Raw genomic sequence first — 20,748 nt, 5'->3', positions numbered from 1 at the left:
CAGCCCCCGCGTACAGTTCCACTTACCGACGCGGGGTGGAGCAGCTCGGTAGCTCGCTGGGATCATAACCCAGCGGTCGCAGGTTCAAATCCTGTCCCCGCTACAAAGATCTGAGAAGACCCCCGGTCGACGCCATCGGCGCCGACCGGGGGTCTTCTCTTATGTCAGGTCCTCCCGATTCGCGCGTGAGAGCGTCACAGCGCCGCGGGCGCCGCCAAACGGCAAACGGGCTGCCCCGGCCCGACTTAGGCGCCTCTACGGCCACGGGAGACCCCCGCGTGACCCGTTCAGTTCGGGGGCGTCGCTGTGGCTCGTTCACCAGGCCCGCGTCACCGGAATTCACGGAACCGCACCCCGCCGAAACCCGCAGGACAGCCCCATGTAAAGTTCTCCTTACGACGCGGGGTGGAGCAGCTCGGTAGCTCGCTGGGCTCATAACCCAGAGGTCGCAGGTTCAAATCCTGTCCCCGCTACAGATGCGGAAGGCCGGTCCACACGGACCGGCCTTCTTGCTATCCGGCGGACCCGATCAAGTTGAAGTATCATCAAACAGCCGGTCCACACAGGACTCTTCAACGCAATCCGCGCATGATCCTCTCGCAGTGGAGTCCCGGCCACCTACGTTCGTAGGGAATCTGATAACAACTCCGAATAGCCGACAGACACAATTTCGTGATCTGGCGCACACTATGTCGATCATTCCCGGCGATCACTGATTACGACTTGCTTCCCGGACTGCGCCGAATGGGTATTCGCATTCCCGGCTAGCCACTCCTTTGGGTGAGTCAGTCCTGTTGGGACCGTCCAGTCTTGCGCCAGACGGGCCCAGTGACGTGGGCTGTTCGGTTGCGTCCAAAAGTGGGAACGCCGTTTGTTTAACGATCAGCCATTGTGGACTGGGCGACCTGGCCACTGTGGACAGCGCGCCGATGTCGTGGGACCGTGGTCAGGTGTCTGAATTGAATGCAACTGCCGCGGCCCTTCTGGGTCTGCTGCACGAAGGTCCGCAGACCGGCGGCCAGCTGGTGTCCGCTGCGCGCGAGCGCTTCGGGTCCTTTTTCAGCGTCACGCGCAGCCAGGTCTATCGCGAGCTGCCCGCGCTCGCCGAGGACGGACTCGTCCGTCTCGGCAAGCAGGGTCCGCGGTCGAGCCAGCAGTACGTGATCACAGCCGCGGGCAAGAAGGCGTTCAAGGGCTGGCTCGGTGGCGAGCCCGGTCCTGACCACCTTCGCAGCCCGCTGATCCTGCGCCTGGTCCACGCGAGCACGCTCACCGCCAAACAGCGGGTCGCGCTGCTCGATTCGGCCAAGGTCGTCTACAACGGCGAACACGAATCCTCGAAGCTGGCGGCCAAGTCCGCCGAGGATCCGTACGCCAAGGCGATCGCCGAATTCGGCATGGCGCGGGCCAAGGCAGTGCTGAAGCTGCTGGATTCGATCCCGAAGTCCTGACCGCCGCAGCGGCGGCGTCCGCGTCCGCGTAATCTCTTTCGACGTGAACCCGGACGTCGCCACTGACATCAAGGACCTCTCCGCCACGCTCGCGAGTGTCGAGGCGGTGATGGACCTCGATGGGCTGCGCGCGCAGATCGCCGATCTGGAGGAGCAGGCAGCTCGTCCGGACCTTTGGGACGACCCCGACGCGGCGCAGAAGGTGACGAGCCAGCTCTCCCACCGGCAGTCCGAACTGCGCAAGGTGGAGGAGCTGCGCTCCCGCCTCGACGACCTGCCCGTGCTCTACGAGCTGGCCGAAGAGGACGAGGGCGACGTCTCCGCGGCCGCCGACGCCGACGCGGAGCGCGAGAAGCTGCGGGCCGACATCTCCTCCCTGGAGGTGCGCACGCTGCTCTCGGGCGAGTACGACGAGCGTGACGCCCTGATCACCATCCGCTCCGAGGCCGGTGGCGTCGACGCCGCCGACTTCGCCGAGATGCTCATGCGCATGTACCTGCGCTGGGCTGAGCGCCACGGCTACCCGGTCGACGTCTTCGACACGTCCTACGCCGAAGAGGCGGGCATCAAGTCGACGACGTTCCGCGTCACCGCGCCCTACGCGTACGGCACGCTCTCGGTCGAGCAGGGCACCCACCGGCTGGTCCGCATCTCGCCGTTCGACAACCAGGGCCGCAGGCAGACCTCGTTCGCCGCGGTCGAGGTCACGCCGAACCTCGCGCAGACCGACCACGTCGAGATCGAGGACAAGGACCTCCGCGTCGACGTCTACCGCGCGTCCGGCCCCGGCGGGCAGGGCGTCAACACGACCGACTCGGCCGTGCGCCTGACCCACATCCCGACCGGCATCGTCGTCTCCTGCCAGAACGAGCGTTCGCAGCTGCAGAACAAGGCCTCGGCCATGGTCGTGCTGCAGTCGAAGCTGCTCGAACGCCGCAGGCAGGAGGACCAGGCCAAGATGGACGCCCTCAAGGACAGCTCCAGCGGGTCCTGGGGAAACCAGATGCGCTCCTACGTCCTGCACCCGTACCAGATGGTCAAGGACCTGCGGACCGAGTACGAGGTCGGCAACCCGGGCGCGGTGCTCGACGGCGACATCGACGGCTTCCTCGAGGCCGGGATCCGCTGGCGTCGTACCCAGTAGTCACCACGGGTGCACGCACCGTCACCAGCGGAAACGCTAAGCCTGGGCGAAGCAACAGCTTCATAACACGCGCGGGTAGACTCGCCCACCGTGATCCGCCTCGAACAGGTATCCAAGGTCTACAAGACCTCCACGCGGCCCGCCCTGGAGAATGTCTCGGTCGAGATCGACAAGGGTGAGTTCGTCTTCCTCATCGGCCCGTCGGGGTCGGGGAAGTCGACGTTCCTGCGCCTGTTGCTGCGCGAGGAGGTTCCCAGCAAGGGGCGCGTCTACGTCGCCAACTTCGACGTCGCCCGGATGGCGCGCCGCCGCGTGCCCCGGCTCCGTCAGTCCATCGGCTGCGTCTTCCAGGACTTCCGCCTCCTGGCGAACAAGACGGTCGCCGAGAACGTGGCGTTCGCGCTCGAGGTCATCGGCAAGCCCCGGCACACCATCAAGAAGGTCGTGCCCGAGGTGCTCGAACTGGTGGGCCTGGAGGGCAAGGCCGAGCGCATGCCGCACGAGCTCTCCGGTGGTGAGCAGCAGCGCGTCGCGATCGCCCGCGCGTTCGTGAACCGGCCGCTGATGCTGCTGGCCGACGAGCCGACCGGGAACCTGGACCCGGACACCAGCCAGGACATCATGCTGCTGCTGGAGCGGATCAACCGCACCGGCACGACCGTGCTGATGGCCACGCACGACCACTCCATCGTGGACTCGATGCGGCGCCGCGTCGTCGAGCTTGATCTCGGCCGTGTGCTGCGCGACGACGCCCGCGGTGTCTACGGCGTCGGCCGCTGACCCACCTGCCCCCAAAGACGAGGAACACCAACCCCGATGCGTGCCAGCTTCGTGTTCAGCGAGGTCGTCACCGGCCTTCGCCGGAACATCACGATGACCATCGCGATGATCATCACGACCGCCATCTCGCTCTTCCTGCTCGGTGGTGGCCTGCTCGTCGTCCGGATGATCGATAACACCCAGGAGCTGTACCAGGACAAGGTCGAGGTCAGCGTCTACCTGACCAACGACGTGTCCGCGAACGACAAGGCCTGCACGGCGGACCCGTGCAAGGGCCTGCGGTCGTCGCTGGAGAACGACCCCGCGGTCGAGACGGTGGAGTTCGAGAACCGCGACCAGGCGTTCGAGCGGTTCAAGCGGATCTTCGAGGCGCAGCCGGAACTGGTGAAGCTGGCCCGGCCGGAAGCGCTGCCCGCGTCGTTCCGGGTGAAGCTGGTCAACCCGGACCGGCCCGAGGTGATCACCCAGTCCTACGGCGGCAAGGCCGGGATCGACACCATCACCGACCAGAGCGAGTTCCTCGATCGGTTCTTCAACGCGCTCAACGGTGTCCGCAACGGAACGTTCTTCATCGCGGGCATCATGGCGATCGCGGCGCTGCTGCTGATCTCCAACACGGTCCAGCTCTCCGCGTTCACGCGGAAAACCGAGGTCGGCATCATGCGCCTGGTCGGCGCCACCCGGTGGTACACGCAGCTGCCATTCCTCTTGGAAGCCGTGGTCACCGGTGTCGTCGGCGCGCTCGTCGCGATCGGAATGCTGGTGATGGGCAAGGTCGCCTTCGCCGACGACGTGCTCGCCGACCCGATCCAGGCGGGAGTGGTGAAGTCGGTCGACGCCTCGGACATCGCACTGGTGTCGCCGATCTTGCTGCTGATCGCGATCGTGATCTCGGCGATCACCGGCTACGTCACCCTGCGTCTCTACGTCCGCACGTGACAATCCCGTCGCTGCCCGCTCCCCGCCGCACGTAGAGTCACGCGTCATGGCAAGGGAAAAGGGTCAGAAGGTGATCGTGTCGAACCGCAAGGCTCGGCACGACTACGCGGTCCTCGACACCTTCGAGGCGGGGGTCGTCCTCGTCGGCACCGAGGTCAAGAGCCTGCGCGAGGGGCGTGCGTCGCTGGTGGACGCGTTCGCGACGGTCGACGACGGCGAAGTGTGGCTGCGCAACCTGCACATCCCGGAGTACACGCAGGGCACCTGGACCAACCACGAGCCGCGGCGCACGCGCAAGCTGTTGCTGCACAAGGGTGAGATCGAGCGGCTGATCGGCAAGATCAAGGAGTCCGGCCTGTCGCTGGTGCCGCTGTCGATGTACTTCAAGGACGGCAAGGTCAAGGTCGAACTGGCGCTGGCGAAGGGCAAGAAGTCCTACGACAAGCGACAGGACCTGGCCAAGCGCGACGCCCAGCGCGAGATCAGCAAGGCCTTCGGCCGAGCGGCCAAGGGCATGTGAGTGGGTCCCGCCGCCGACGGTGAGGTCGCCGCGTGGGTGACCTCGCTCGGGCTGCCCGGCTTGGTCGACATCCACGTGCACCGCCGACTACCTGGACGCCGCTCTACGCGCGGGCGCGCGATGCGTGAAGGCGCATGTCCAGGTGGGCGCGTACGACCCGCGATCGGAACTCCGGCCCGGCTGCTATCCCTTGACACCGCGGGTGAGTGCTCCGGCGTCCACGCCACCTGGATGACGGACTGGCCTTCCCGGCGCCGGACCAGGGTTCCCCGGCCCGGTGGCAGCGCTGAGGGGCGGGTGGTGCCGAGCAGCACGCCCTCGTCGCGGTTTCCGGACATGACGATGCCGGGCGTGCTCAGCTCGCGCAGTTTGCCGACGACCGGGTCGTAGAGCGCCCTGCTCGCCCCGCCGGTGCGGCGGGCGACGACCAGGTGCAGGCCGACGTCGGCCGCCTGGGGCAGGAACTCCACCAGCGGCAGCAGCGGGTTGGCCCCGACTGTCGTGGCGACGAGGTCGTAGTCGTCGACGACGACGAACAGTTCCGGGCCGGTCCACCAGGAGCGGTCGCGCAACTCCTCGACGGTGAGACTGGAGGTCGGCAGCCGCTTGGACAGGCTTGCCCGGACGTCGCTGACCATGCCCACGAGCTGGTTGGCCGACACCGCGTACCCGATCAGGTGCTGCTCGCTGTCGATGAAGCCGAGCATCGTGCGCCGATAGTCGACGAGCAGGACGACGGCTTCCTTCGGCGAGTACCGCTCGGTGATGCCGCACACGATGGTCCGCAGCAGGTTCGTCTTGCCGGACTCGTTGTCGGCGAACGCGAGGAAGTGCCGCTCCCGGTCGAAATCGAGGTGCACCGTGGCGAGGTTCTCCTCGTCGACACCGAGCGGGATGGAGCGGGTGCCGACGCTGCCTTCGTCGGCGGGCAGGTCTTCGTAGCGCAGGGAGGTGGGCAGGAGCTTGATCGCGGGCGCGGTCCAGCCCGACCAGGCCTCGGCGACCGCGGCGACCGCCTTGCGCAGGCCGAGCGCGACGTCATGGACCGAGCTGCCCGAGTCGAGGCGGGGCAATGCGGTGAGGAAGTGCAGTTCGTCGCTGGTGAGGCCTCGGCCCGGACGGCCCGTGGGCACGGTGACGGCGACCCGACGGTTCACCTCGGACTCGCTCGGATCGCCGAGCCGCAGCTCGAAGCGGGTGCCGATCTGGTCCCTGAACATGGGCCGGATGTCGGCCCACCGGTTCGCCGTGACGACGACGTGCACGCCGTAGCCCAGCCCGCGCCCGGCCAGATCGAGGATCTGCCGTTCCAGCTCCTCGAAGTTCGGCCGCCGCCAGCAGCACCGCCTCGGTGTCGGCCGGATCGGTCTGCGCCGCGAGGAACGTGCGGCCGTTGAACAGGCCCCACCCCGCCCGGTCGGGAAGGGTCGCGGCGAGCGCGGGGTCGATCTTGGACTCGGTGGGGTCGTCCAGACACAGTTCGATCCGCGCGCGCAGCAGGCGGGCGATCTCCTGGGGGATCTCGGCCCAGTGCCGCGCGGTGACCACCACGTGCACACCCACGGCGAGTCCGGTCGCGGCGATCTTCCTGACCGCGGCGGGCAGGCCGGGGAACTCCTCGGCGAACTGGTCCCAGCCATCGATGACGAGGAAGACGTCGCCGTTGTCGCCATCGGGGAGCATGCCTCGCTTGCGCAGCTCGCGTAACTGGCCGACGTGGCCGATCCGCGCGCCGCGGAAGAGCCGGTCCCTCGAGGCGATCGTTTTCTCGACCCGGTCGAGCACGGACGCGATCGCGGTGTGGTCGAACGGCGCCACGACCTCCTTGACGTGCGCCATCGTGCGCAGGGCGCTGAACTGGCCGCCCGAGTCGAGGCAGTAGAAGTGGATCTCGTCGGCGGAGCGGTCGAACTGCAGGCCCGCGATGAGGGTGTGCAGCAGCGCCGACTTGCCGGACCAGATCTTGCCGACGATGCCGATGTGGCCGTCGTGGCCGGCGAGGTCGAGCCGCACGACGTCGTCGGTGCGGCCCGGCGTGTGGTGGGCCTGGCCGATGGGCACGACCATCCCCGTGGGCGCGGCCTCGCGCACCGCCGGGATCAGGTCGGCGAGCTGGGGTGAGGAGGCCGATTCGTCGACGACCAGCCTGCGCGAGCGCGCGTTGGCGATCTTGATCGTGCCCTGGGCGTCGTTGAACCGGGTCGGCAGCTGCGGGCGCTCGGCGCCGGAGTTCTTGCGCAGCTCGGCGTAGAGGTAGGCGTAGAGGTCGTCGGCGGTGATGATGTCCGCGCCGGGCGGGGTGCGGCGCCGGTGGTCAGCCCGGTGATCAGGGCGTCGGTGAATCGGGAATAGGGCTGCCTGCGGTCGAAGACGACCCGTTCGTCCTCATAGGCCAGGTCGAGTTCGTTCGTCGCGGTGATGACGTAGGTGCCCTTGCCGAGGCTGGCGTCGAGCTCCACGCCCTCCGCCGACTTGGACACCGCCGCGCGGGAGAACATGCCGCTGTAGCAGCAGTCGAGCAGCACGGCCTTGTTCCGCGATTGGCACTCGGCGAGCAGCTGGCGGACCAGCACCGACGGGATCGCGGTCGAGTACGGCCGGTTGGTCTCGGTGTCGTTGGCGGCGAAGAACAGCTGGTTGTCGGCGTTCTTGAAACCGTGGCCGGACAGGTAGAGCAGGACCAGGTCGGCGGGCGAGCGGTCGTTGAACAGGCGCTCGATCTCGTACTCGATGACGCCCTTGCGGTTGTCGAGCAGGACCGGCGCGGAGTCGAACTCGCCGATGGCCGGGTCGAGGAGCAGCTGCGCGAGGAGCTGCGTCTCGTGCACCGGGGCGCGCAGGTCGCGCAGCTTCGCGTCGGCGTAGCGCGCGGTGGCGACGAGCAGTGCGTGCCGTTCACCCATCGGCCGGGTCCCGGGGCGGGGTCTCGCCGAGCTTCTCGATGAACTTGCGCTGCTCGTCGCTCGACAGCGCGGTCAGCACGATCTCCTGGTCGCCTTGGCGCCAGGTGACCGACCGCGCCTTGGCCCGGTCGAGGAAGGCGGTGACGGTCTTGTAGACACCGGTGATCGCGGCGGCGGGCAGCGCCCCGGTGAGGATGAGCTCGGCGATGCTCTGGGTGGTGCCCGACTTGCCGCCGTGGGCTTCGACGCCGTCCGCGCGGGTCACTTTGGCCACGCCGAGCGCACGAAGGTCGGAGAACAGCAGCGTCGTGAGCCGGTCGAGCCCCGCCGCGTCGTCGCCGCCGTCGACCCGCAGTGTCACTTCGCCCATCGCCTGGCCCCCAGAGAGTGTCCGATCGCTTGCTCTAGGTATACCAAGCGGCCTGCTCGCTCAGGGCGAACATGGGGAGGAAACAACCAGGCGTCCGCTGAGGACGACAAGCCGCGAGTGCTGCTCGTCGCCCGACTCGACGACGTCGCAGGCAGCGCTCGCCGCGTGACGCGTATTCGGGCCATAGCTCGGTGACCATCGTTTCCGAGCTATGGCCCGAATCGAATTCCGTGAGGGTTTTCCCCTAAGTCCGACAGGTCATATCGATGTGCTGAACAGTGGTTTCCGGCCGGTAGCGCTGGTCAATAAAGTGAACTCGCGACACCGTCGAAATCCCTGCGTCTCCGCCGCCCGCCCACCGGGCGACGGCGGAGGCCCCTGCATGAGGGAGACCTTCGATGGGACAAGTTCGCACGGCCCGGCTGCGCCGCTTCGGTGTGCCCGGGCTGATCGCCGCGCTGGCGCTGGCCGGGTTGACGCCCGCCGCCGCGGCTGAGGGCGTCGTGCTCGGCGCCGACCGCGCCGACGCGGTCAAGGACAGCTACATCGTCGTCGTGAAGGACAGCGCCGCGCCCAGATCCGGCTCCGCGCGGACCGCGGCGGCGCTGACCGACAAATACGGCGGCTCCGTCACCGTGGCGTGGCAGCACGCGGTCAACGGGTTCTCCGCGCGGATGACGCCCGCACAGGCACGCAGACTCGCCGCCGACCCCGCGGTCGCCATCGTCGAGCAGGACGCGGTGGTGCGGATCAGTGAGGACCAGTTCAACCCGCCGTCGTGGGGACTGAACCGGGTCGACCAGCGGAACCTGCCGCTGGACAACAAGTACAGCTACGGCACGCGGGCGTCGAACGTGACGGCCTACGTGATCGACACCGGTGTCCGCGTCTCCCACAGCACGTTCGAGGGCCGCGCGACGTGGGGCACGAACACCGTGGACAGCAACAACACCGACTGCCACGGCCACGGCACGCACGTCGCGGGCACGGTGGGCGGCAAGGAATACGGCGTCGCGAAGGGCGTCAAGGTCGTCGCCGTCAAGGTGCTCAACTGCTCCGGGTCCGGCTCGAACACCGGGGTGATCAGCGGCGTCGACTGGGTGACCCGCAACGCGGTGAAACCCGCCGTGGCCAACATGAGCCTCGGCGGCGGGGCGGCGGCCTCGCTCGACACGGCGGTCCGCAACTCGATCGCCGCGGGCATCACGTACGCGCTCGCGTCGGGCAACGACAACGGGAACGCCTGCAACTACTCGCCCGCCCGCGTCACGGAGGGCATCACGGTCAACGCGTCGGACCGCAACGACGCGCGCGCCGGCTTCTCCAACTTCGGCACCTGCACCGACATCTTCGCGCCCGGCGTGGGAATCACGTCGGCCTGGATGACCAACGACACCGCGACGAACACCATCAGCGGCACGTCGATGGCCGCGCCCCACGTCGCCGGGGCGGCCGCGGTCTGGCTGGGCAACCGGCCGTCGGACACTCCGGCGCAGGTGCAGGCGGGCCTGATCGCGGCGTCGACACCGAACAAGGTCACCAACCCGGGCACGGGGTCGCCGAACCGGCTGCTCTACATCGACCCGGGCACACCGTCGAACCCGGTGGCGCTGCCGAGCCCGGGGAACCAGACCGGAACCGTCGGGGTCGCGACGAGCGTCAAGGTCTCCGCCACCGGAGGCACGGCGCCGTACACCTGGTCGGGAACCGGTCTGCCGCCGGGCATCGCGGTGGGGCCGAGCACGACGCAGTCGGTCGCGGTCGAGGGCACACCCACCACGGCGGGCTCCTACAACGCCTCGGTGACGGTCAAGGACGCCGCGGGCACCACGGCGACGGCCACCTTCACGTGGACTGTCACCGGTGGTGGGCAGCTCACGCTGCCGAGTCCGGGTGACCAGACCGGGAAGGTCGGGGTGGACACGGGAGTGAAGCTGGTCGTCTCCGGCGGGACGGGGCCGTACACGTGGGCCGCCAACGGGCTGCCCGGTGGGATCGCGTTGAACCCGACTGACACCGATGTCGCGATCATCGGTGGAACTCCTTCGGCCGCGGGGGCTTTCGCGGTGAAGGTGGATGTTCGGGACAGTTCTGGTGCGAGTGCTTCGGTTTCGTTCACGTGGACGGTGACCGGTGGGTCTTGTCCGCCCGCGCAGAAGGTGGTGAACCCTGGGTTCGAGTCCGGCGCCACCGGGTGGACCTCGTCAGTGAATGTCATCGGGCAGCATCGCGCGTATCCCGCGCATGGGGGGACGTGGAGTGCTTGGCTCGGCGGCTGGGGCTCGGTCAGCAATGAGTCCTTCTCCCAGGCTGTGGCTGTTCCCGCGGGCTGTTCGAGCGCGAAGCTGTCGTTCTGGCTGCTCATCGACACCGACGAGAATGAGCCGACCGCCTACGACCGGATGACCGTTTCGGCCGGTGGCAAGACGTTGGGCAGCTTCTCCAACGTCGACGCGTCCGGGTATCGGCAGATCACCTATGACCTGGCGGAGTTCGCGGGCCAGACCGTGACCCTGCGCTTCGCGTCCACTGAGGACAGCAACCTGCAGACGTCGTTCCTGGTTGACGATGTGACCGTGTCCGTCGCGTGAGTGCCTTGGGCGGCAAGGGTTTCCTTGCCGCCCAAGGGCTATGTGCGTTCCAGGAAGGTCAGCACCGCGCGGACTCGGCGGTGTTCGACGCTGCTGGGTTCGAGGCCCAGCTTGGAGAAGATGTTGCCCACGTGCTTCTCCACGGCGCCGTCCGAGACGGTCAGCGTCTTCGCGATGGCCACATTGGACAGTCCCTGGGCCATCAGTCCCAGCACTTCTCTTTCCCGTGGTGTCAGCAGGTCGATCGGGTTGCGGCGTCCTCTGGCCATGAGCTGCGCGATCACCTCCTGATCGATGCACGTTCCGCCGTTGGCGACCCGCCGGACCGCGTCGACGAATTCCGCGACATCGGCGACTCGTTCCTTGAGCAGGTAGCCGACTCCGCCCGCGCCGCCTGCGAGCAGTTCCACGGCGTAGCGCTCTTCGACGTATTGGGAGAGCACGAGGACCGGTAGGCCCGGGAGTTCCACCCGGGCCCGCAGGGCGGCCCTGAGGCCTTCGTCGGTGAAGCTCGGGGGCATTCGGACGTCGACGATCGCCAGGTCCGGGCGGTGTTCCGTGACGGCGGTGAGGAGGCTGTCGCCGTCCTCCACCGCCGCCACGGTGTCAATGCCCTCGTCCGCCAGCAGGCGGGTGACGCCGACGCGCAGCAGGACTGAGTCTTCGGCGATCACCACGCGCACGGGAGGTCCGCCCTGATCACTGTCGGCCCGCCATGGGGGCTCACCACTGTCATCACACCGTCAATCGTGGCAGCGCGGTCGGCCAGGCCCGCGAGCCCACCCCCGGCACGGACGTCGGCGCCGCCCGTGCCGTTGTCGGTGATCTCCACGATGACCTGCTCACCAGCGGGACGCTCCTCCCGCCAGACGCGGATCGTGGCCGTGGTGGCGCCCGAGTGTTTGGCGATGTTGGTCAGTGACTCGCCCACGATGAAGTACGCGGTGCTCTCCACCGCCGCGGGCGGGCGCGGCTCGACGGTCACGGTGACCTCCACCGGCACCGGGCACCGGGCCGCCAGCGACGACAGGGCCGCGTCGAGGCCGCGGTCGCCCAGGACGGCCGGGTAGATGCCGCGGGCCAGGTCACGCAGTTCGGCGACGGCCAGTTTGGCGTCGGCGTGGGCCTCGTCGAGCAGGCTGCGGGCACCCTCCGGGTCGGCGTCGAACTTGCCCTTGGCCCGGCCCAGCCCCATCGCCACCGCCACCAGCCGCTGCTGGGCGCCGTCGTGCAGGTCCCGCTCGATGCGGCGCCGCTCGGCCTCGGCGGCGTCGACCCCGCGGGCCCTGGAGGCCTGCAGCCGCTCGGCCTTCGCGGTGAGGTCGGCCGTGCGGTCCGGCCCGAGCATCGCCAGGGCGAGCTGCGAATGCAGCCACGCGTAGCGCGGGGCCACCCACAGGGCCAGCGGGACCAGCGGGATGCTCGCGACGGCGAGGGCGAAGCCGATGATGGACAGCGGGAACTCCAGCATCAGGTACAGGAAGTCCCGCCACGTCCGGCGGTCGGTGAGCAGGGTCCGCCACTGCCGCAGCATGCCCTCGCCCGAGTCGGGCAGCACCGGCTCCGTCGGAAGGTCGGCCCCGGTCAGCGTCCGTGCCCAGTACCGGTGGGCGTTGCCGAAGGCCCGGGCGGCCACCGCGGCACCGACCAGGATGACGACCCCCACCCAGATGATCACCGTCGACACGCCCACGCACATCAGGACCACGGTCGTCACGAACGTGAACAAGCTCAGCGGGAAGGCGCCCAGCAGATAGGCGATCGAAGCCGCCGGATGCGGATACTGCCGCGTCGTCACATCACACCCCCGGTCACAGGCTGCCACGAGCGCGCGGGCGGTCGAACCGGACCCAGCATGACCCTGGCGAACCGAGCGTGCGCCGCCGCCATGCCCTTGGTCAACGCAACGGTGAAGGCCAGCAACAACACCCCCAGCGCCGCGAACGGCAGCGCCTCGACCGTCGAGTCGACCACCAGGAACGGGCGGTCCCAGTCGCCCATGCGGAAGCTTTCGTCGGGCAGGTAGCGGAAGTACACCGGCAGGAAGACCAGGCCCAGCGACGTCGCCCAGAACGACACCATGATGGCGAACTCGGCGATGCCCACCGGCAGCAGCAGGATGAAGTACGTCAGGCTCTTCCAGGTCGCGGTGTCCTTCACCCGCGCCAGCCACCGCTTGGTCTCCGGCAGCGGCTCGTGCGGCCCGGCGATGTAGGTGTTCAGCAGGGCGTAGACCCGGGCCCGCTCCACCTGCCCACCCCCGCGGCACAGCACCACCGCCAACGCCAGCAACGGCAGCCCCACCCACACCACAGCGGTGCCGATACCCACGGTGAACAGCACCACCAGGACCACGAACGCCGTGATCCCCACCACAAGATTCATCAACAAAAACGCCAACGCCCCCAACACCGGCGGTGCCGGCCGGGTCCCGTCACTGTGGATCGTGGTCATGTCATCCCCTCTCGTCAGGAACAAGCATCACCGGCCGCGGAGGCCCGAACCATGGGGGCGACCACCGGCCTGGAGGTGGGGCTAACCCCACCTTGGGGAAACCGGAATGAACTGGCGGGGGCGAGGCGTTATCCTTGGTGAGAACATCCACGAGGGGGTGAACGGTTTCGACTCTGGACGTCGATTCAGTGGGAAGCGTGCCGGTGCAGGCGAGATGACCACCGTAAGCGTCGCTCGCAAACCAATAAGCGCCGAAACTAACGTTCGCGCTGACTACGACCTCGCTGCCTAAGTAGCGGGTCGGGTCTGTCGGCCCAGGGATGCCTCCGCCCTGGATCCCGGCATCAGCTAGGAGGACTACCGCCAGCCTCGGTCACGGGGGTTGGTTGGGAAACAAACAGTGACTGGGCTCGTCACACCGGCTTGTTCGCGTGACCGGTGGGGCCAAGTAGAGACAAGGCGGACTGCGCACGGAGAAGCCCTGATGAAGCGACAGAGGACCCGGGTTCGATTCCCGGCACCTCCACTAGGTCTCTGACCTGCGGATTCATGATCGAACTGTGAATCCGTTCGAACCGGAACAAGCCCCGGCCGCTTAACGCGGTCGGGGCTTGTTGCTGCATGAGGTCCGACGGCCGCTCGCTCGGTGGCATGACGATCGGGTGCGGCTAGGCGAGGTGCTCGAACGACTCCCCCCAGGCCGCCAGCACATCCACTGGCCTTCGGTGAAGCCGGTCAACCTCGCGATCTCAGGCCCGACGGTCGCGGGAACCAGTGAGCGCAAACGCGTCCGTGTACGGAGCGGGGCACCCCGGTTGTGGGTGCCCCGCCGCGAGTGTCAGGACTGACTGTCGATCAAGCCGTCCTTGACGACCCGGACGAATCCCTTGAAGAGGTCCACGTCGAACCGGAGTGCTCCACCTGCCGGGGCCTTTGAGTCCCGTACCCGGGCAAGTGAGGCACTCAAGGCCAACTCGACGCAGTCGTTCGTCCCTCCTTGCGAAAAGGAACTCTTGCGCCATTCGGTTGTGCTCATCGATCTCCTAGTGCCCCGAGTCGTTTGCGGATCAGGCTCGACGTGTCGGCCGCTGACAGGGCGACGTTCGCCACGTCGTCGAACATGGTCGTGAAGCGCTTGACATCGACCTCATTGTCTACCCAGGCGCCACCCGCTACATATTCGAGGTAGACGCCGGGTGGATCCGCGGGATCCGGGTAGTTGACGATCGTGCACGGGCCACCCATCGGGCCGTAGGCGCCGGTCTTGAACGGGATGACCTGGAGCGTGATGTTCGGGCGTTCGCCCGCGCGGAGCAGGTGTTCGAGTTGTTCGCACATGACCTCAGGACCACCAACCTGGCGTTCGATCAAGGCGGCGTCGAGCAGGACGTGCAGGGCCAGTGGGTCATGTCCGTCCAAGCGCTTCTGCCGCGCCAGCCGCGAGTTGATGACGGTTGTCGGGTTGGCGTCCGGGCGGTGGAAGCGATGGGCGGCGTCGAACAGCGCGCGGGCGTAGCGTTCGGTCTGGAGCAATCCGGGGATGGCCATCACCGAGATGTTCTGGACCTTGGAGGCCTGACGCTCTGCGTTGACGAGTGTTCGGAATGCCTTCGGTGCATCCGTGGGCAGACGCACGGACGGAGGCTCGTCGTTCGCCTCTTCCCAACGTGCCAGCGCTTCGCTCCGCTCGCTGTCTGAGGCATCGAGTTCTTTGAGCAGGAGCTGCGTCATCGCCCATGGCGGTAGGACGTGGCCCGATTCGTACCGCGACAGCGAAACCCGTGTTGTTCGAAGTGCGTTGGCCAGATCTGGTTGATCTCGCCCGCGGGCCTTCCGCAGCTCTGCCAGGTAGTTGCCCAAGCGCTTCTTCGCTCGCGTCGGTGAAGCCATGGCGCGACCCTATCCCCTTACGACAAGTGTTACTTCGAGCAGTGTACGTACACGATTGGGCGATGGACTCGTGTACGTACACGTCACTAGGTTCATGTCGTCGGGTCAGCGTGCCCCGAGGGGTGGGCGGCGAACTTGGTCGTGAAGCGCCCTCGTTGACCCGGCGTTCGACGGGTGGGGCGCCGGTCAAACCGGCGCTCCACCCCTGGCAGCACGGGCACATGGGACGGGAGGCGTGATGGATGTGTCAGGCGTTGAGGCCGCGGTGGCTGCCGTGGTCGGGCTGTGTTTCCTCTTGCGGTTAGGGGGTGCGCTGCTCGATTGGTGGGAGTACCGGCAGGCGTTCCACGTGAGTGATGGGATCGACTCCGCCTCGATCGTCGAGGAGCCGCGGTGAACACGGCTGACGACGCGCTCCGTGCGCTCGTGCGTCGTGGTTTTCGGTCGATTCCGATTCCCGATCGACTCGTGCTCTCGTTCGGGTGGGACGCGCCCTACACCGACGTCGTGCAGATTTGGGGCGAGAACGACGCGATCGCAGTCCGCTCGTCCAACGATGCCGCCTGTTCCAACATGTTCGCCACCCATGCCGTCGTATGGAAGGCCGAGGGAGGGCTCATGGAGGTTGTCGCCGATCTGCTGGAGCTCCCGGCTCCTGGTGAGCCAGGCGCGCCGGTTCGCCTCATTCGCGTGCCGAGCCGGCTGTGGACCCCTGCTGATGCCCGCGCCTGATCAATCGCGCCGTTCCGGTCTTCCCGTGAGGTTGTCATGAACCTGCTTGCACTTGGCTCGGTCCTTGCGCTGCTTTCCGTGGTGGGCCTTGGAGTCACCCTCGCCTACTATCTGCGGCCGTCCCGCGGTCAGCACGCCGACCCGCGTGGTGCGGCGACAACCGTTGCCGCACTGTGCGCGGAGTACACGCCCGTCGCGACGGCTCCGATCGTTCCGCCGATGCCAATCCGACATGGCCCCTACGGCTTGCTGTGCGGATACGAGGACCTGTTCCCTTTGCGCCCGCTCAACGTTTGAGGCCAGCCCTGGCAGCGCCGGGGTGCAGTGAATCCTCACAAATGGTGCCCGACCGGGCGTCCAGATTGGAGAAATGGTGGACAACTTCGACGACGTGTTCGCGGGTCCGTTGATCCTCGAACTTGGCCTCAGCGAATACCACAAGGTTCCCGGCGACCACGATACGCGCGGCAAGTACGACGAGATCTGACCGACTGCGTCGGGGGCACGCCGTTCCGCGTGTCCCCGATGCCTGGCGGTTGGGAGGCCGCACCGTGTTGAAGTTCTCTCTTCGCTTGGCTCCATCGCGTCACCCGTGGCGCTGGACCGGCGACCATTGGTCGGACGGAGTGAGCACGATCCGCCCGTACCCGCACCCCATGCTCGAACACTTGGCGGTCACAGACGGCCGGTCGACGTTCATCGTCGTTCGTGAACGCACGGTGGGAGTGCTCCCGCTTGGTGTGTTCGGCGCGCCGACCATCGTCGACACCTCGACGTACCGGCGGATGGTCGACCAAGTGCGCGCCTGGCCGCTCGACTACCTGCTCGTCGAGTGTGAGCCAGACACCGCATTTCGTGTGACCGCTGGCCTCTGGGGTACGGCGCCGGTCTACCTGTCCGACGCGGGTGGTCGGCTGCGCGGCTCGTGGTCACTGCCGGACCTACGCGACTGGTTCATTGTCGACGCGCTCGACGACGCGGCTGTCGCTCGTCTTCTTACCCAGCGCTCACGCTATACGCGGCGGACTTTGTTCAAAGGCGTGTTCGAGCTAACCGAACGCGCGCATGCCACCTACGGCCAGGACGGGTTGGCGATGTTCTACCCCGAGCCCGCCCTGCGCGCTCGACCCCGTGACGTCCGCCCGGGGGTCGACATCATCGATGTCTACCGGGACTGTCTCGCCGACGCGGTGAACGAACGGCCGTTCGACCCGGACCAGACCGCCGTAGAACTGTCCGGGGGGATGGATTCGGCCAACGTCGCGATGACCCTCGCCGAACACCACCGCGGACGCATACTCGCCTACGCCCTGATGATCGGCGGCGACGCGGGCGAACAGCAGATCCGCCGGCGCGCCGAGATGCTGGCGCATCTCGGGTTCGACGACATGCGCATCGACATGCTCCCGCTCGCCCCACTCAATCCTGACGGCCGCCGCGCCCGCGGCGACTACGTCCACCCGACCTCTGAACCCTATTTCGAGGCGGTCGAGCTGATGCTCCACCACGCCCGACAACGCGGCGTCCGCACTGTATTCACCGGCGACGGTGGCGACGAGCTGGTGAGCCTGCGCGGTGCCGAGTGGGACGCAGCGAACAAGATTCCCGGATGTCACGCCGATCAATCGACACCATCCTGGCTTGGGCCGCGCACCCTGGCCGTCGACGACATCGACGACGACCACGCTCCGCCCTCTGTGATCAATGAGTCGACCCTGCTCGGGTTCGCTCTGCGGTCGCCGCAGTTCCTCGACGCCGGGCTGTGGCCGGTCTCGCCCCTGTGCTCGCCGACTTTGATCCGCTTCGCCGAGCAACTTCCTGTCGAGTGGCGCGATCGCAAGCACATCTGTCGAGTACGGCTCGGCCGCGCGGGGCTGTCGAAAGAGGTTGTTCACCCACCCTTGCGGGAGAACATGCGGCATGTCATGGAGCGCGGGCTGCGCAAGTACGGTATTCCACTACTGGGCACGTTGATGTCCGACGCGGTGACGGTCGACCTCGGCTACGTCGATGGCGACGCATTGCGCGACGCGCATAGGCGCATGAGCGATGGCGGGCCGATCGAGACCAAGCTGTTCGCGGTGTTGGCACTGGAGATGGCGTTGCGCGCGTTGGACTCGACCCGCCACACCGAACGGGAGGCCGCGCTATGTACGTGATTCGCCCCGGCGAACCGGGCGACCACGACCAGCTCGTGACTCTCGTGCGCGGCCGGGCGGAGTGGATGCGCGACCGCGGATTCCGCCGCTGGCAAGGGCTTGCCCGTTCAGCCGACGCGCTGGCCGACCAGCTCAGCGAACCGGACTGGCCGGTCTGGGTGATCACTGACGCCGACGGCACCCTGCTCGGCAGCACGACCGCGACCGACGACACCCCACCCTTGGGGTGGACCGAGCAGGAGCGCGCGGAACCTGCGACGTTTCTGGTCTCCACTGTCACCGACCCCACCCGCGCTGGGCACGGGGTCGGCATGGTCATCGCGTTCTGGGCACTCGATCATGCCGCACGCCAAGGCCACCAATGGGTCCGGCGGGGCGTGCTGACTGACGACCACGGCGCGAATGCCGGTCTCATTCGGTACTACCGGCGTCAGGGATGGCGGGTGGTTCGGAAGATAACCCACCCACGACGCCCAGACATCACGGTGTGGTCGCTCGCCCGCCCAGCCGAGTTTCAGTGTTTGGACGATCTCGTTGCCGTGCCTTATCTCCCGGCACACTTCGGCAGTTCGACGATCTGATCGACAGCAGTGCGCCCAACCTGCATGTCGCGCTATGCGGCATGAGCGGATGTCCGCACGGCACGGGTCTCGCCCCCGTGGGGAAGGATTCGCGTGCAGCCGGTCGGGGCAGAAGTCCAGGTGCACCGGGCCGAACGGTCTTTTCGTCAGAGTAGACCGAGGTGACGTGGCAGTGGTCGACGCACGGCTCAACGCAGGTCGATCTTGATCTGGTGCTCGGTAAGGATGTCCAGGAGATACTCCAGGGTGATCGCCGGATTCAGCAGACGCCGGTCGTAACTGACGATGAGGTGCTCGCGGGCGACGGCCGAGTCGTGCCACACCAGTCGAAACGGGGCCTGCGCGCCGAACTTTCCGCCGAGGCAGTCGTCCAGCGCGTCGAGGTTCCAGCCGAAGTACCCGCCCGGGCCGTTGATCGCCTCGCCGATCGCGCAGTAGAACCCTTCGATGTCGGTCACGAACCGGCCGTCGAGGTCGTAGGTGGTGCCGGGTGGCCGGTCCGGCGCACCGGACCGGTAACCGAGCGCCACCCCGGCCCACTGGTGCCGCAGTTCCCGGTTGTAGCCAGCCCACAGATTCCGCCGGGGCGGCCGTCCGGTGCGCCAATGCTCCAGGATGTCGAGCATCCCCGCCGGCAGTGGCTCCCCCGAGACCACATCGACGGTCACGTCCACGAGTCCGGCGCCGAGCAGCGACAGCTGGGCAGCGTGGACCGTTCCGGACACCACGGCCCCGGTCACCTGGGCAGCAGAACCATCGGTGGCGACCGCGTGGACGTCGCCGCGGACCCAGCGGCGACGCAGGCCGGCCTTGGTCGACTGCCCCACCGCGTCGAGCGCGGCCAGCAACGGTGGTTCCGGTCGGCAACCGAGGAGCCGGACCTGTGGCACTGGTGCCGCGGCCTGCTCGCGGAACACGCCCGTGACGTTCTGACAGGTGCCGCAGGGCGCCTCGTTCCCGCCCAGGAGGACGAATTCGTCGACGCCTCGGGGACGTACCACCGCATCCGTGCGGTCGTTGAGGTGGACGAACCCGTCGAGGTCGATGTCGACCGTTCCCCGGATCGTGGCGTTTGGCCGCTGCGCGAGCACGACGACATCGGCCAGATCCTCCCCCCACCAGGACGGCGAAGTGCCGGGCGGTGGTAGGAGATGTTTTCCAGCCAGGCTCGCTCGGCACCGAGTGCCTCGGCGGGCAGCCGGTCGAGGAGGTCGGCGAGCACGCCGGCCGGGGTGCAGCCGACGAGCGTGAACCGCTCCCGCGGCCGGGGCGGCAGGTCGACGAACAGTCCTTCGATCTCCGCGCACAGCGCCAACGGGATGTCATCATCGGAATCATCGAAGTCGATGTCGCCGCAGAGCAGCCAGCGCGGGCCGACCGGATGCTCCCACGTCCACCGCCGCTCCGGCGGAAGCCCGGCGTCGGGGTCGGTCATCCTGCGACCCTATCAGCAGGAGGCGCCACGACGGACCCGATCGCGGAGGTGAAACCCTTGCCACGCCCCGACACGTCCGCTCATCGGCAGAAGCGGATGGTCACGTCAGGGGGCGTGGCAGGACGGCGGGCGTCCCGCTTGTCCCATGCGGCCAACGGGTTCGACCGGGGTCTTCGGGGATACAGCCACAACCTGATGGTCGCCGGCCGTGTGCGTCGGCGTCGATCGTCGTACCGATGTAGGAGCGCATGTCACCCCCTCCGAAGGGGCAGTCGCTAGCGCGCGCGGCCTTCGCGGAGCATGGCGACCGACTTCTCGACCCGGGCCGCCCGCGTCTCCGCTTTCTTGGCGCTGGTCACCTGGTGGACGTGCCACGACTGCTTGCTGTGAGTCAGGGTGTCCCAGAAGCCTTTGGCCACGGCGTCGGCGGCCAGGGCGGCGGCGAGGTCGTCGGGTACCTCGGCGTCGCGGGGCGCGGTGTCGAGTTCCACGTCGACGTTGAAGACCTGGCCGGGTGCGATGCCTGCCTGCGCTCGCCGTTCGTTGCTCACTCCGAGGAGGTATCGGCCGCCCATCTTGGCGATCGAGGTCCGGAACGTGAAGCCGTCGACCGTGACGGACACCTTCGGGTGGCCTCCTCCACCCAGACCCTCGACAACCTCCTCTGGTACCTCGAACCCCGCGGTGGTCTTGCCGGTGGATTCCAGCTCGGCACGAAATCTCATGGTGGATCCCCTGATGTGTTGTCGGCGGTTAGGTGATCTAGCGCCTGTCTCGAAGTGCGGGCACACGCCAGCCG

19 protein-coding genes, 2 tRNA genes, 1 other RNA gene and 2 pseudogenes are annotated in these 20,748 nt (G+C 67.7%); 13 read left to right on the top strand and 11 right to left on the bottom strand.

From position 1 onward, the window contains the following. Positions 1–29 precede the first annotated feature (29 nt). The 7 genes from ACRDSQ_RS28350 to smpB all read left to right on the top strand — a co-directional run bounded on the left by ACRDSQ_RS28350 (position 30) and on the right by smpB (position 4,834). A tRNA-Met gene (locus ACRDSQ_RS28350) sits at positions 30–103 on the top strand. Between the two features lie 296 nt (positions 104–399). Beyond that, positions 400–473 (top strand) — tRNA-Met (locus ACRDSQ_RS28345). A gap of 477 nt (positions 474–950) precedes the next feature. Next, positions 951–1,451, top strand: a complete 501-nt coding sequence (locus ACRDSQ_RS28340; RefSeq protein ID WP_431425245.1) for a PadR family transcriptional regulator — start codon at positions 951–953, stop codon at positions 1,449–1,451. A 43-nt stretch (positions 1,452–1,494) separates the two neighbouring features. Further along, the gene (prfB, locus tag ACRDSQ_RS28335) at positions 1,495–2,595 is read left to right on the top strand and encodes a peptide chain release factor 2 (RefSeq protein WP_431425237.1); all 1,101 of its coding nucleotides are present in this window, start codon (positions 1,495–1,497) and stop codon (positions 2,593–2,595) included. A gap of 90 nt (positions 2,596–2,685) precedes the next feature. Continuing rightward, on the top strand, positions 2,686–3,375 hold the full coding sequence (gene ftsE / locus ACRDSQ_RS28330) for a cell division ATP-binding protein FtsE (protein WP_091373409.1): 690 nt from the start codon (positions 2,686–2,688) through the stop codon (positions 3,373–3,375). Positions 3,376–3,411: 36 nt separating this feature from the next. Next, positions 3,412–4,314, top strand: coding sequence for a permease-like cell division protein FtsX (gene ftsX / locus ACRDSQ_RS28325; RefSeq protein ID WP_431425235.1), 903 nt, complete (start codon positions 3,412–3,414; stop codon positions 4,312–4,314). A 46-nt stretch (positions 4,315–4,360) separates the two neighbouring features. Continuing rightward, the gene (gene smpB, locus ACRDSQ_RS28320) at positions 4,361–4,834 is read left to right on the top strand and encodes an SsrA-binding protein SmpB (RefSeq protein WP_091373415.1); all 474 of its coding nucleotides are present in this window, start codon (positions 4,361–4,363) and stop codon (positions 4,832–4,834) included. 218 nt (positions 4,835–5,052) lie between these two features. On the opposite strand, the pseudogene eccCb reads toward smpB, so the two are convergent. From eccCb to ACRDSQ_RS28300, 4 genes and pseudogenes are all read right to left on the bottom strand, one after another. Next, positions 5,053–6,171, bottom strand: a pseudogene (gene eccCb, locus ACRDSQ_RS28315) (type VII secretion protein EccCb); the annotation flags it as partial. Positions 6,172–6,412: 241 nt separating this feature from the next. Further along, positions 6,413–6,901 (bottom strand): annotated as a pseudogene (locus ACRDSQ_RS28310) (FtsK/SpoIIIE domain-containing protein); the annotation flags it as partial. Positions 6,902–6,933: 32 nt separating this feature from the next. Next, positions 6,934–7,737 carry a caspase, EACC1-associated type gene (locus ACRDSQ_RS28305; RefSeq protein WP_431425233.1) on the bottom strand — a complete coding sequence of 268 codons (804 nt, stop codon included), beginning with the start codon at positions 7,735–7,737 and terminating at the stop codon, positions 6,934–6,936. Then, positions 7,730–8,107 (bottom strand): hypothetical protein, encoded by a 378-nt coding sequence (locus tag ACRDSQ_RS28300; protein ID WP_431425231.1) that lies wholly within the window; start codon positions 8,105–8,107, stop codon positions 7,730–7,732. Before ACRDSQ_RS28300 ends, ACRDSQ_RS28305 begins: the two co-directional genes overlap by 8 nt. A 398-nt stretch (positions 8,108–8,505) precedes the next feature. Between ACRDSQ_RS28300 and ACRDSQ_RS28295 the strand changes: the two genes are divergently transcribed. After that, the gene (locus tag ACRDSQ_RS28295; RefSeq protein ID WP_431425229.1) at positions 8,506–10,698 is read left to right on the top strand and encodes a S8 family serine peptidase; all 2,193 of its coding nucleotides are present in this window, start codon (positions 8,506–8,508) and stop codon (positions 10,696–10,698) included. Between the two features lie 38 nt (positions 10,699–10,736). On the opposite strand, the gene ACRDSQ_RS28290 is transcribed toward ACRDSQ_RS28295, so the two are convergent. The 3 genes from ACRDSQ_RS28290 to ACRDSQ_RS28280 are packed head-to-tail and all read right to left on the bottom strand — an operon-like array spanning position 10,737 to position 13,152. Beyond that, positions 10,737–11,381 (bottom strand): response regulator transcription factor, encoded by a 645-nt coding sequence (locus tag ACRDSQ_RS28290; protein ID WP_431425227.1) that lies wholly within the window; start codon positions 11,379–11,381, stop codon positions 10,737–10,739. After that, positions 11,369–12,496, bottom strand: a complete 1,128-nt coding sequence (locus ACRDSQ_RS28285) for a sensor histidine kinase (protein ID WP_431425225.1) — start codon at positions 12,494–12,496, stop codon at positions 11,369–11,371. The genes ACRDSQ_RS28290 and ACRDSQ_RS28285 overlap by 13 nt, the downstream gene beginning before the upstream one ends. Then, on the bottom strand, positions 12,493–13,152 hold the full coding sequence (locus tag ACRDSQ_RS28280; protein WP_431425223.1) for a sensor domain-containing protein: 660 nt from the start codon (positions 13,150–13,152) through the stop codon (positions 12,493–12,495). Before ACRDSQ_RS28280 ends, ACRDSQ_RS28285 begins: the two co-directional genes overlap by 4 nt. A gap of 153 nt (positions 13,153–13,305) precedes the next feature. On the opposite strand from ACRDSQ_RS28280, the gene ssrA reads away from it, so the two are divergent. Further along, positions 13,306–13,681: a transfer-messenger RNA gene (gene ssrA, locus ACRDSQ_RS28275) on the top strand. 309 nt (positions 13,682–13,990) lie between these two features. Here ssrA and ACRDSQ_RS28270 read toward each other — a convergent pair. Together ACRDSQ_RS28270 and ACRDSQ_RS28265 are read right to left on the bottom strand one after the other, a co-directional pair. Then, positions 13,991–14,188 (bottom strand): DUF397 domain-containing protein, encoded by a 198-nt coding sequence (locus tag ACRDSQ_RS28270; protein WP_431425222.1) that lies wholly within the window; start codon positions 14,186–14,188, stop codon positions 13,991–13,993. Continuing rightward, positions 14,185–15,042, bottom strand: coding sequence for a helix-turn-helix domain-containing protein (locus tag ACRDSQ_RS28265; protein ID WP_431425220.1), 858 nt, complete (start codon positions 15,040–15,042; stop codon positions 14,185–14,187). The genes ACRDSQ_RS28270 and ACRDSQ_RS28265 overlap by 4 nt, the downstream gene beginning before the upstream one ends. Positions 15,043–15,435: 393 nt before the next feature. Between ACRDSQ_RS28265 and ACRDSQ_RS28260 the strand changes: the two genes are divergently transcribed. From ACRDSQ_RS28260 to ACRDSQ_RS28245, 4 genes are all read left to right on the top strand, one after another. Then, positions 15,436–15,774: a hypothetical protein gene (locus tag ACRDSQ_RS28260; RefSeq protein ID WP_431425218.1), complete on the top strand. Its 339-nt coding sequence runs from the start codon at positions 15,436–15,438 to the stop codon at positions 15,772–15,774. 36 nt (positions 15,775–15,810) lie between these two features. Then, positions 15,811–16,071, top strand: coding sequence for a hypothetical protein (locus ACRDSQ_RS28255; RefSeq protein ID WP_431425216.1), 261 nt, complete (start codon positions 15,811–15,813; stop codon positions 16,069–16,071). Positions 16,072–16,442: 371 nt separating this feature from the next. Next, positions 16,443–17,933, top strand: coding sequence for an asparagine synthase-related protein (locus ACRDSQ_RS28250; protein WP_431425214.1), 1,491 nt, complete (start codon positions 16,443–16,445; stop codon positions 17,931–17,933). Then, on the top strand, positions 17,924–18,514 hold the full coding sequence (locus ACRDSQ_RS28245) for a GNAT family N-acetyltransferase (protein ID WP_431425213.1): 591 nt from the start codon (positions 17,924–17,926) through the stop codon (positions 18,512–18,514). The genes ACRDSQ_RS28250 and ACRDSQ_RS28245 overlap by 10 nt, the downstream gene beginning before the upstream one ends. Positions 18,515–18,702: 188 nt before the next feature. Here the strand turns inward: ACRDSQ_RS28245 and ACRDSQ_RS28240 are convergent, their stop codons facing one another. Continuing rightward, positions 18,703–19,605, bottom strand: a complete 903-nt coding sequence (locus tag ACRDSQ_RS28240; protein WP_431425212.1) for a barstar family protein — start codon at positions 19,603–19,605, stop codon at positions 18,703–18,705. 619 nt (positions 19,606–20,224) lie between these two features. Next, entirely contained in the window at positions 20,225–20,674 is a 450-nt protein-coding gene (locus ACRDSQ_RS28235; protein WP_431425210.1) for a YdeI/OmpD-associated family protein, read from the bottom strand. Between the last annotated feature and the right edge of the window lie 74 nt (positions 20,675–20,748).

The sequence above is a fragment of the Actinokineospora sp. genome, assembly GCF_050699995.1.
GTDB lineage: Bacteria > Actinomycetota > Actinomycetes > Mycobacteriales > Pseudonocardiaceae > Actinokineospora.
This window is presented reverse-complemented; position numbering and strand designations above follow the sequence as displayed.

Bases quoted from the DNA above. Each gene is read 5' to 3' on its own strand.
- ACRDSQ_RS28305 (WP_431425233.1), bottom strand. From the start codon at position 7,737: ATGGGTGAACGGCACGCACTGCTCGTCGCCACCGCGCGCTACGCCGAC.
- ACRDSQ_RS28280 (WP_431425223.1), bottom strand. From the start codon at position 13,152: ATGACCACGATCCACAGTGACGGGACCCGGCCGGCACCGCCGGTGTTG.
- ACRDSQ_RS28235 (WP_431425210.1), bottom strand. From the start codon at position 20,674: ATGAGATTTCGTGCCGAGCTGGAATCCACCGGCAAGACCACCGCGGGG.
- ACRDSQ_RS28295 (WP_431425229.1), top strand. From the start codon at position 8,506: ATGGGACAAGTTCGCACGGCCCGGCTGCGCCGCTTCGGTGTGCCCGGG.
- ACRDSQ_RS28245 (WP_431425213.1), top strand. From the start codon at position 17,924: ATGTACGTGATTCGCCCCGGCGAACCGGGCGACCACGACCAGCTCGTG.
- ACRDSQ_RS28300 (WP_431425231.1), bottom strand. From the start codon at position 8,107: ATGGGCGAAGTGACACTGCGGGTCGACGGCGGCGACGACGCGGCGGGG.
- ACRDSQ_RS28270 (WP_431425222.1), bottom strand. From the start codon at position 14,188: ATGAGCACAACCGAATGGCGCAAGAGTTCCTTTTCGCAAGGAGGGACG.
- ACRDSQ_RS28265 (WP_431425220.1), bottom strand. From the start codon at position 15,042: ATGGCTTCACCGACGCGAGCGAAGAAGCGCTTGGGCAACTACCTGGCA.
- ACRDSQ_RS28255 (WP_431425216.1), top strand. From the start codon at position 15,811: ATGAACCTGCTTGCACTTGGCTCGGTCCTTGCGCTGCTTTCCGTGGTG.
- smpB (WP_091373415.1), top strand. From the start codon at position 4,361: ATGGCAAGGGAAAAGGGTCAGAAGGTGATCGTGTCGAACCGCAAGGCT.
- ftsX (WP_431425235.1), top strand. From the start codon at position 3,412: ATGCGTGCCAGCTTCGTGTTCAGCGAGGTCGTCACCGGCCTTCGCCGG.